General features: G+C 71.0%; 10 protein-coding genes. 8 read left to right on the top strand and 2 right to left on the bottom strand.

Annotated elements, in window-relative coordinates; translation table 11 throughout:
• Positions 1-123 precede the first annotated feature (123 nt).
• The 8 genes from ACFWM7_RS29780 to ACFWM7_RS29745 all read left to right on the top strand — a co-directional run bounded on the left by ACFWM7_RS29780 (position 124) and on the right by ACFWM7_RS29745 (position 8,042).
• Complete coding sequence (locus ACFWM7_RS29780; RefSeq protein ID WP_383266368.1) at positions 124-1,077, top strand: helix-turn-helix transcriptional regulator; 954 nt, start codon at positions 124-126, stop codon at positions 1,075-1,077.
• A 13-nt stretch (positions 1,078-1,090) separates the two neighbouring features.
• On the top strand, positions 1,091-2,047 hold the full coding sequence (locus tag ACFWM7_RS29775) for a helix-turn-helix transcriptional regulator (RefSeq protein WP_383266366.1): 957 nt from the start codon (positions 1,091-1,093) through the stop codon (positions 2,045-2,047).
• 23 nt (positions 2,048-2,070) lie between these two features.
• Positions 2,071-2,409, top strand: coding sequence for a hypothetical protein (locus ACFWM7_RS29770; protein WP_383266363.1), 339 nt, complete (start codon positions 2,071-2,073; stop codon positions 2,407-2,409).
• Positions 2,410-2,457: 48 nt separating this feature from the next.
• A complete protein-coding gene (locus ACFWM7_RS29765) occupies positions 2,458-2,655 on the top strand; it encodes a hypothetical protein (protein WP_006123367.1) in 198 nt (65 codons plus the stop codon).
• 217 nt (positions 2,656-2,872) lie between these two features.
• A complete protein-coding gene (gene tatA, locus ACFWM7_RS29760; protein ID WP_383266361.1) occupies positions 2,873-3,172 on the top strand; it encodes a Sec-independent protein translocase subunit TatA in 300 nt (99 codons plus the stop codon).
• Between the two features lie 46 nt (positions 3,173-3,218).
• Positions 3,219-4,184: a twin-arginine translocase subunit TatC gene (tatC, locus tag ACFWM7_RS29755; RefSeq protein ID WP_383266359.1), complete on the top strand. Its 966-nt coding sequence runs from the start codon at positions 3,219-3,221 to the stop codon at positions 4,182-4,184.
• An 18-nt stretch (positions 4,185-4,202) separates the two neighbouring features.
• Positions 4,203-5,096: a diacylglycerol kinase gene (locus tag ACFWM7_RS29750; RefSeq protein WP_383266357.1), complete on the top strand. Its 894-nt coding sequence runs from the start codon at positions 4,203-4,205 to the stop codon at positions 5,094-5,096.
• Between the two features lie 81 nt (positions 5,097-5,177).
• Positions 5,178-8,042, top strand: coding sequence for a DEAD/DEAH box helicase (locus ACFWM7_RS29745; RefSeq protein ID WP_383266354.1), 2,865 nt, complete (start codon positions 5,178-5,180; stop codon positions 8,040-8,042).
• A 202-nt stretch (positions 8,043-8,244) separates the two neighbouring features.
• Here ACFWM7_RS29745 and ACFWM7_RS29740 read toward each other — a convergent pair whose 3' ends face one another.
• Both ACFWM7_RS29740 and ACFWM7_RS29735 read right to left on the bottom strand, forming a co-directional pair.
• Positions 8,245-8,685, bottom strand: a complete 441-nt coding sequence (locus tag ACFWM7_RS29740; RefSeq protein ID WP_383266351.1) for an SPW repeat protein — start codon at positions 8,683-8,685, stop codon at positions 8,245-8,247.
• Positions 8,686-8,920: 235 nt separating this feature from the next.
• The gene (locus ACFWM7_RS29735; protein ID WP_383266348.1) at positions 8,921-9,568 is read right to left on the bottom strand and encodes a fasciclin domain-containing protein; all 648 of its coding nucleotides are present in this window, start codon (positions 9,566-9,568) and stop codon (positions 8,921-8,923) included.
• Between the last annotated feature and the right edge of the window lie 216 nt (positions 9,569-9,784).

Below are 9,784 nucleotides of genomic sequence, written 5' to 3'. Positions count from 1 at the left end.
GCGGGGGCCCTCACGGCTGTCCGGAGCGCCCGTCCCCGCCCTCCGGACGACGGCCCGGCTTTGGATCCCCACACCCCGGGGCGGTACGGTCGACCGTCGTAGAGCACCGGAGAAAGGGCGTCGATGGCGATTGCCAAGGCCGAGCGGTTGATGAACCTCGCGCTGTGCCTGCTGGGGACGCGGCGCCCCCTCAGCAAGCGCGAACTCCGCGGATCCATCGAGGCGTACCTCGAAGCGGGCTCCGACGACTCCTTCAACCGGATGTTCGAGCGTGACAAGGACGATCTGCGCGAACTCGGCCTCGTCATCGAGACCGTCGAGAACCTCGACGGCGACACCGGCTACCTGGCCCGCCGCGACAGCAACCGGCTGCCCCCCATCACCCTGGACGCCGAGGAGGCCGCCGCCCTCGGCCTCGCCGCCAAGGTCTGGCAGCAGGCCCGCCTCGCCGGGGCCGCCAGCGGTGCACTCCAGAAGCTGCGCGCCGCCGGAATGCCCGAGACCGAGGACGCCTACGAGGTCCACAGCGCCCTCGAACCCCGCATCCCCGTCCACGAGGCCGCCTTCGAACCCCTCATGCTGGCCTGCCGCGACCGCCGCCCCGTCACCTTCGACTACCGCAAGGCCAACTCCGCCCGGCCCGAGCAGCGCCAGGTCGAACCCTGGACCCTCGAATGCTGGCGCGGCCACTGGTATCTGGCGGGCTGGGACCGCGAGCGGGGTGCCGAACGCGTCTTCCGGCTCTCCCGCATCACCGGCACGGTCCGCTCCCGCGCCGGGGCCTTCAGCGCCGAGGTGCCCGACGTGGTGACCGTCCGCGAGACCGTCGAGAGCTGGGCCGGCGAGACCGCGACCCGTACCGCCCGGATCAGGCTGCGCGCCGGAGCCGGCTACCCGCTGCGCTCGCGCGCCACCGCCGTACGGGACCGCGGCGACGGCTGGGACGAGCTGGAGATCCCGTACGGACACGGCCTCGACGCCTGGCTCGTCGAGTTCGGCCCGGACGTAGTCGTGGAGGAACCCGCCGATCTGCGGGCCGATGTGGTGGACCGGCTCCGCGCCGTGGCCAAGGACTAGGGGAGCCGACACGATGGCCACGAACGCGATCGACCAGACCCGCCGGATGCTGTCCCTGGTGACGTATCTGCGTGAACGCCCCGGCGCCCACGTCCAGGACGTGGCACGGGCCTTCGGGATCACCGAGGACGAGCTGATCTCGGACCTCGACGTCCTGCCCATGTGCGGCACCAGCTTCCGCGGCGGCGACCTCCTCGACATCGACACCGACGGCGACCGCATCTGGTGGCACAACCCGGACGACGTCGCCGAGCCGCTCCGGCTCGCCGCCGACGAGGCCACCGCGCTGCTCGTCGCCGCCCGCGCCGTCGCCACCCTGCCCGGCCTGCGCGAGAGCGACCGGGACGCCCTCGTCCGCGCCACCGCCAAGCTGGAGACGGCCGCAGGCGAGTCCGGCGCGGCCAGCTCCCGGCTCTCGGTGACCTTCGAGGCCGAGGGCGGCGTCTTCGCCGACGTCGACCGGGCCATCTCCGAGCGCCGCCGGCTCTGGCTGCGCTACTACTCGCCCGCCCGCGACGAACTCACCGAGCGCGAGGTCGACCCGATCCGGCTCTTCGCCGTCGGCCACACCTACATGGAGGGCTGGTGCCGGCTCTCCGAGGCCCGCCGGACCTTCCGGCTGGACCGGGTCGCCGAGATCCGCCTCCTCGACGCCCCCGCCGCCCCGCCCGAGCTGGAGCTGCGCGACCTGTCCGCCGGGCTGGTCCAACCCGCCGCCGAGGACCCGGAGGTCGTGATCGAGGTCGGCACCGGCGGCCGCTGGGTCGCCGAGTACTACCCGCACGACAGTGCGGAAGAACTCCCCGACGGCGGCCTGCGCATCACCCTGCGCACCCCGGACCCGGCCTCGCTGCGCCGGCTCGCCCTGCGCCTCGGCGGCGACGGACGCATCGTCACCCCGCCGGAGCTCGCGGACAGCGCCCGCGAGGCCGCCTGCGAGGCGCTCGCCGCCTACGAGGACGCACTCTGAGACCCGGGGGAAGGGAGACGACGATGAACCGGACGCCCCTGTTCCCGGCCGCCACCGGGGTCCGCCCGGAGGCTCTGCCCGCCACCGGGATACGCCCGGCGCCCCCGCCCGGCACCGGACCCGTCCCGGTGCCGGTGGCCGCCGCCGTACGCTTCCGGGCCGCCTGCCCCGACTGCCGCGGGCGCTTCGAGCTGGCCGCCGCGGCCCTGCGCCTGGCCATCGGCGCCACCAGCCGCACCACCTTCTACACCTTCACCTGCCCCGAGTGCGGCGCCTCGGTCCGTAAGCCCGCGGGGGAGCGCATCATCGAACTGCTCACCGGCGGCGGCGTACGCACCCTGCGCCTGCACACCGCCCTGTAGCACCCGTCGGAAGCCCCGTAGGAAGCCCGTAGGAAGAGGGACCGCCGAATGTTCTGGCCCATGCTCGCCATCGCCCTCGGATTCCTGGGCATCGCCGTGCTCGGTGTGCTCGGCATCAAGGTCTTCGTCGAGGCCCAGCGGCTCGGCCGACAGGTCACCGACACCACCGAGCGCATCAACCGGGCGTCGGAGGACCTCGAACGGGCCGCCACCCGCCTCGCGGCCACCGGCGACGGCCTGCGATAACGGGCCCGGGGCCTGATGTTCGCCGGCACCGGGGGGTACGCTGCAGGGGTCGGCCCAGGCAGGGAGGTGCGGGCCGCAAGCCGGAGTACGCACGGGCATTGCCTCGCGTTTACCCCTGCGGGTTACGATCGCTGCCAAGCGCAACGATCGGACGTATGCCCGGTCGAACGGGTAGCGAGCCCACCCACCAGCCGCCTCAGTGAGAAGGAAGTCGCACATGATCGGCAATCTGAAGCCCCTCGAGATCGTTCTGATCATCGCTGTCATCCTGCTGCTCTTCGGTGCCAAGAAGCTTCCCGACATGGCGCGCTCGCTCGGTAAGTCGGCCCGCATCCTCAAGAGCGAGGCCAAGGCCATGAAGAAGGACGACGCGACGACCGCGACGCCCACCACGGAGACCGTCGCCGACGACACGGTCCCCCCGCAGTCCACCACCGCGCGCACCATCCAGGCCGCGCCGGGAGACGTCACCAGCTCCCGCCCGGTCAACGAGGCCAAGCCCACCACCCAGAGCTGACCGCCGACGCGCTCCGCCGACAGCCGCACGAGACGAGGGAAGTGGGTTGCTCAAGTCTGCCCGCAAGCAGGAGAAGGACGACGAGGGGCGGATGCCTCTCCTCGATCACCTGCGTGAGCTGCGTAACCGGCTGCTGAAGGCCGTGCTGGCGATCCTGATCGCCGTCATCGGAGCCGCCTTCTTCCACAAGGAGATCTTCGAGTTCCTGATGAAGCCGATCCTCGACTCGGTCGGCTGCAAGAACGGCGTCCAGACGATGGTCAACGGCCGCCCGTGCGCGGAGATGACAACCAACGGTCTGCTCTCGCCGTTCACCATCGCGCTGAAGGTCTCCCTCATGGCGGGCGTTCTCCTCGCCACGCCTGTCTGGCTGTACCAGCTCTGGGCCTTCGTCGCTCCCGGCCTGCACCAGAAGGAGAAGCGGTACTCCCTGGGTTTCGTGGCCGCAGGGGTTCCGCTGTTCACCGCCGGTGCCTACCTCGCGTACACGATCCTGCCGCAGACGGCCGAGATCATGCTCGGCTTCACGCCGGACAACGTCACGAACCTCCTGCCGCTCGACGACTTCCTCGACCTGATCACCCGCATGGTGATCGTCTTCGGTCTCGCCTTCGAGCTGCCGCTGCTGCTCATCGCCCTCAACATGACCGGGGTTCTCACGGGCGTCCGTATGCTGCGCTGGTGGCGCGGCATGATCGTCGGCCTCACCGCCTTCGCGGCCATCGCGACCCCCGGCGGCGAGCCCATCTCCATGCTGCTCCTCGCCGGGCCGCTCGCGGTGCTCTACTTCATCTCCGTCGGCTTCTCCCTGCTGAACGACAAGCGGCGCAACCGCAACAACCCCGATGCCGAGCTGAGCGACGACGAGGCGTCGGATCTCGATCTGACGCCCGAGCCCGTCGGCAGCGTGGAGAACGTTCCCTCCTCCCGCCCCGCGCTTCCGGGGCAGGCTTCCGGTGAGGCGGACGGGCCCGGATCGCACCGGCTGAACGGTTACGACGACATCACCTGACCTTGTAGGGTCCGGCGGGTGACCAGCGAGATCACCCTCTTCGTCAATCCCACCGCGGGACGCGGCCGGGGCGCGCACGCCGCGCAGCCGGCCGCTTCCGCGTTGCGGGACGCCGGATTCTCCGTCCGTACGGTGCTGGGCGAGGATGCCGACGACGCCCTGCGCCGGGCCCGCGAGGCGGTCGCCGCGGGGACCGGGGCGCTGATAGCCGTGGGCGGGGACGGGCTCATGTCCCTCGCCCTCCAGGCCGTCGCCGGGACCGGCACCCCCCTCGGGGTGATCGCCGTCGGCACCGGCAACGACTTCGCCCGCGCGCTGGATCTGCCGATCCGCGACCCGGCCGCCGCCGGACGGCTGGCCGCGCGGGTGCTCAAGGACGGCAGCCACCGCGACATCGACCTCGGACGGGTCGGGGAGCGCTGGTTCGGCTCCGTCCTCGCCTCCGGCTTCGACTCCCGGGTCAACGACCGGGGCAACCGGATGCGCTTCGTCGGCGGCCGGTTCAAGTACGACCTCGCGATCCTCGCCGAACTGGCCGCCTTCAAGCCGATCCCGTACCGGACCCGGCTCGACGGGGGAGAGGTCCGCGAGATCGAGGCGACGCTCATCGCCGTAGGCAACGGGTCCACGTACGGCGGTGGCATGCGGATCTGCGCCGACGCCGAGATGGACGACGGGCTCTTCGACGTGACCGTGGTCGGCGAGTGCACCCGCACCGAGCTGCTCAAGGTGTTCCCGAAGGTCTACAAGGGCACGCATCTGAGCCACCCCGCCGTCACCGTGCACCGGGTCTCCTCGATCGAGCTGGCGGCGGCCGGGATCACGGCGTACGCGGACGGCGAACCGTTGGGGCCGCTGCCGCTCACCGCCACCTGTGTACCGGGGGCCGTACGGGTGCTCACCGGGCGCTGACCGGGGCCGGGCGGGTGGAAGCCCAAGGGGATTTAAAGATCGGGCTGACTGTCAGAGGTGACGGGTAGGCTCGTAGCCAAGATGACAGAGGACCTCTCACCAGCTGAGCGATACCAGGCATCCCGCGCCCGTGCGGCCGAGATGGCGACGGCCCTCGGGCCCTTCCGGGAGATGTACGAGTTCGGACTGGACCCGTTCCAGATCGAGGCGTGCCAGGCCCTTGAGGCGGGCAAGGGGGTGCTGGTCGCGGCCCCCACCGGGTCGGGCAAGACGATCGTCGGCGAGTTCGCCGTGCACCTGGCCCTGGAGCAGGGGCGCAAGTGCTTCTACACCACGCCGATCAAGGCGCTCTCCAACCAGAAGTTCGCCGATCTGGTCAAGCGGTACGGCGCGGACAAGGTCGGTCTGCTGACCGGCGACAACAGCGTCAACTCCGAGGCGCCGGTGGTCGTGATGACCACCGAGGTCCTGCGGAACATGCTGTACGCGGGCTCCCAGTCGCTGTCCGGCCTCGGCTACGTGGTCATGGACGAGGTGCACTACCTCTCCGACCGCTTCCGGGGCGCGGTGTGGGAGGAAGTGATCATCCACCTTCCGGAGTCGGTGACGCTGGTCTCCCTGTCGGCGACCGTCTCCAACGCGGAGGAGTTCGGTGACTGGCTGGACACCGTGCGCGGCGACACCGAAGTGATCGTCTCCGAGCACCGACCGGTGCCGCTCTGGCAGCACGTGATGGCCGGCCGCAAGATGTACGACCTCTTCGAGGAGACCACCGACCACGGCGGCCGGGGGGCCGGACGCCGCGAGGTCAATCCGGACCTGGTCCGGCTCGCCCGGCAGGAGAGCCAGAGCACCTACAACCCGCGCGACCGCCGCCGGGGCAAGATGGTGCGCGAGGCCGACCGCGAGCGGGAGCGGCGTCAGCGCGGCCGGATCTGGACGCCCGGCCGGCCCGAGGTCATCGACCGGCTGGACAACGAGGGGCTGCTCCCCGCGATCACGTTCATCTTCAGCCGGGCGGGCTGCGAGGCCGCCGTGCAGCAGTGTCTGTACGCCGGACTCCGGCTCAACGACGAGGACAAGCGCCGACTGGTGCGCGAGATCGTCGAGGAGCGGACCGCGTCCATCCCCGGCGAGGACCTGCACGTCCTCGGCTACTACGAGTGGCTCGAAGGGCTGGAGCGGGGCATCGCCGCCCACCACGCGGGCATGCTCCCGACCTTCAAGGAGGTCGTCGAGGAGCTGTTCGTCCGGGGGTTGGTGAAGGCCGTCTTCGCCACCGAGACCCTGGCGCTCGGCATCAACATGCCCGCGCGTTCCGTGGTGCTGGAGAAGCTCGTCAAGTGGAACGGCGAGCAGCACGCCGACATCACCCCCGGCGAGTACACCCAGCTCACCGGCCGGGCCGGACGCCGTGGCATCGACGTCGAGGGCCATGCGGTGGTCCTGTGGCAGCGCGGCATGGACCCGACGGCCCTGGCCGGCCTCGCGGGGACGCGTACGTATCCGCTGCGCTCCAGCTTCCGCCCCTCGTACAACATGGCGGTCAACCTGGTGCAGCAGTTCGGGCGGCACAGGTCGCGGGAGCTGCTGGAGACCTCGTTCGCCCAGTTCCAGGCCGACAAGTCGGTGGTCGGGATCTCGCGGCAGGTCCAGCGCAACGAGGAGGGCCTGGAGGGCTACAAGGAGGGCATGACCTGCCACCTCGGGGACTTCGAGGAGTACGCGCGTCTGCGGCGCGACCTCAAGGACCGGGAGACGGAGCTGGCCAAGCAGGGTGCGGCGCAGCGGCGGGCGGCGGCGGCCTCGTCCCTGGAGAAGCTGAAGCCCGGCGATGTCATCCACGTACCGACGGGGAAGTTCGCGGGGCTCGCGCTGGTGCTGGACCCTGGGCTGCCCGCCGGGCGGGCCAACGGGCACCGCGGCTTCGACCACCACGACGGGCCGCGGCCGCTGGTGCTGACCGCCGAGCGGCAGGTCAAGCGGCTGGCCTCGATGGACTTCCCGGTGCCGGTGGAGGCGCTGGAGCGGATGCGCGTCCCGAAGTCGTTCAACCCGCGCTCGCCGCAGTCCCGGCGTGATCTGGCCTCCGCGCTGCGGTCCAAGGCCGGGCACATCGTGCCCGACCGGCACCGCAAGGGGCGTGCGCCGGCCGCCGACGACCGCGAGATCGCCCGCCTGCGGACCGAGCTGCGCGCCCACCCGTGCCACGGGTGCGACGAGCGGGAGGACCACGCGCGGTGGGCCGAGCGCTACCACCGGCTGCAGCGGGACACGCGGCAGCTGGAGAAGCGGATCGAGGGGCGGACGAACACGATCGCCCGGACCTTCGACCGGATCGTCGCGCTCCTCACCGAGCTGGACTACCTCCGGGGCAACGAGGTCACCGCGAACGGGCGGCGGCTGGCCCGGCTGTACGGGGAGCTGGACCTGCTCGCCAGTGAATGCCTGCGGGAAGGTGTGTGGGAGGGGCTCAACCCTGCCGAGCTGGCCGCGTGCGTCTCCGCGTTGGTGTACGAGGCGCGGCAGGCCGATGACGCGGTGGCGCCGAAGGTGCCGTCCGGGCCCGCGAAGGTCGCCATGGGCGAGATGGTGCGGATCTGGGGGCGGCTGGATGCGCTGGAGGAGGACTTCAAGATCAACCAGACGGAGGGGGTCGGGCAGCGCGAGCCCGATCTCGGCTTCGCCTGGGCGGTCTACATGTGGGCCTCCGGGCGCACGCTGGACGAGGTGCTGCGCGAGGCGGAGATGCCGGCGGGGGACTTCGTGCGGTGGTGCAAGCAGGTGATCGATGTGCTGGGGCAGGTGGCTGCGGCGGCTCCTCGGGATGTGGAGGCCGGTGCGGGGGCCGGTGCTGGTGCTGGGGCTTCCAGTGTGGCGAAGAATGCGCGTAAGGCGGTGGATGCGGTGTTGCGGGGGGTTGTGGCGTACAGCTCGGTCGGGTGACCGGGCTGCGGGGGTGGGACGCCTGCGGCGGGCTTGTCCCCTACCCGCCCCTTCCCGAAACCGGGGCTCCGCCCTGGGCCCCGCTCCTCTAGCGCCGGAGGGGCTGGGTTGGGTGGGGCTCCGCCCCGGGCCCCGCTCCTCAAGCGCCGGAGGGGCTGAGACGCCGGGCTGCCGAAGCGGGGCTGTTCCGGTCGTGGTGGGGTTACGTCGTGCTGCGGGTCTTGGCCGCTGCTCCCGCGCAGACCATGCCCAGCAGTATCGTCAGCCCGCCGACGATGATGTTGTTGATCACGATCCCGATGTCCGGGCTGTTGCCCACGATCCAGGTCGACACGATGATCCACGCACCCATGGCGCAGATCGCCCAGCTGAGGCCGTACATGCGCTCGGGCATCGCCGTGAAGCCGAGGGCCAGTACCGCGATGGCGATACCCATCACCAGGTTGTGCGTGACCAGGGCCGGCTGGTTTGCCGTGAAGTGGAGCACCCACGGGGAAACGGCACAGTAGAGGCCGACGAGGAACACCGGCGCGTCCACCAGCGCCACATCACGACCGCCCATTACGCGGTCGTAGCGCGCACGCATCTCGGAGGCATCGGGGTGGCCCGATATGTCACTCCTCGCGTGTGAGACGTTGCTCATGAGATTTCGTCTCCTTCGGTCCTTCGGGCCCCGCCGCCGTGCGGATGGATGCGGCAGGCACCCTCACCCCCATAGTGCGCTTATCTGGCGCTTATGTGAACATTTCGGGCGATGTTCTCAAGGGGACTTCTGAGCGAGATTCCTGAGCGGGATTCCTGAGCCCGCGCACGACGAGGGGCGGGGAGCCGCGGCGTACGTGGCTTCCCGCCCCTCGTCGATGGGGGACCCGTGGGGGCTACTTCGGGGGCATCAGGACCGTGTCGACGATGTAGACCGTCGCGTTGGCGGTCGGGACGTTGCCGCAGACGACCTTGGAGGAGTCGTTCACGGTGTACTCCATGCCCGAGCCGGCCGTCGTCAGCTTGCTCTTCTCCAGCGTGTCGAAGGAGCCCTTCTCCAGCTGCTGCGGCGTCAGCTTCTCGCCCACCACGTGGTAGGTGAGGACCTTGGTGAGCTCGGCCTTGTCCGCCAGCAGCGCGTCCAGGTCGGCCTTCGGGATCTTCGCGAAGGCGTCGTTGGTCGGGGCGAACACCGTGATGTTCTCGGCGTTGTTGAGCGTGTCGACCAGGCCGGCCTGCTTCACTGCGGCCACCAGCGTCGACAGCTCCTCGTTGTTCGAGGCGGCCGTGGCGACCGGGTCCTTCGCCATGCCGTCGAACGAGCCCGCGCCTTCCTTCGGTACCGACGAGCAGGCCGGGCCGAACGGCTCGTCCATGGTCGCCGATTCGTCGGCCGAGGGACTCGCCGGGCTGGACGCGCTGGGCGTCGAGCCCGCCGCGGAGTCCTTGGAGGAGTCGTCCGAGGAGCAGGCGGTCAGCGCCAGCGGCAGCACGGCTGCTGCGGACACGGCGACGGCTGCGCGGCGGAAGAGGAGGGTGTTCATGGTGTTTCTCCTGGATCGATGGTGTGGTGCGGGGAGCGAAGAGCAGAGTGGGGGGCGGGTGGGGCGGCGGTCGTTCGGCGCCCGGCGGTCCGTCTCCCCAGCCGCGGGAGACGGACCCGGTGCCGGGGCGAGCCGTCCGACCAGGAGAGACAGCGCTCCTGCGGCTCCGGCGGCACCACGGCCGGCGGCGGTGAACCGCCCGGACGGCTCCCCGGC

The organism is Streptomyces sp. NPDC058375, from assembly GCF_042723425.1.
Taxonomy (GTDB): domain Bacteria; phylum Actinomycetota; class Actinomycetes; order Streptomycetales; family Streptomycetaceae; genus Streptomyces; species Streptomyces durocortorensis.
This window is presented reverse-complemented; position numbering and strand designations above follow the sequence as displayed.

Coding starts and splice junctions, on each gene's coding strand:
- ACFWM7_RS29780 (WP_383266368.1), top strand. CDS start 124: ATGGCGATTGCCAAGGCCGAGCGGTTGATGAACCTCGCGCTGTGCCTG.
- ACFWM7_RS29775 (WP_383266366.1), top strand. CDS start 1,091: ATGGCCACGAACGCGATCGACCAGACCCGCCGGATGCTGTCCCTGGTG.
- ACFWM7_RS29770 (WP_383266363.1), top strand. CDS start 2,071: ATGAACCGGACGCCCCTGTTCCCGGCCGCCACCGGGGTCCGCCCGGAG.
- ACFWM7_RS29765 (WP_006123367.1), top strand. CDS start 2,458: ATGTTCTGGCCCATGCTCGCCATCGCCCTCGGATTCCTGGGCATCGCC.
- tatA (WP_383266361.1), top strand. CDS start 2,873: ATGATCGGCAATCTGAAGCCCCTCGAGATCGTTCTGATCATCGCTGTC.
- ACFWM7_RS29745 (WP_383266354.1), top strand. CDS start 5,178: ATGACAGAGGACCTCTCACCAGCTGAGCGATACCAGGCATCCCGCGCC.
- ACFWM7_RS29740 (WP_383266351.1), bottom strand. CDS start 8,685: ATGAGCAACGTCTCACACGCGAGGAGTGACATATCGGGCCACCCCGAT.
- ACFWM7_RS29735 (WP_383266348.1), bottom strand. CDS start 9,568: ATGAACACCCTCCTCTTCCGCCGCGCAGCCGTCGCCGTGTCCGCAGCA.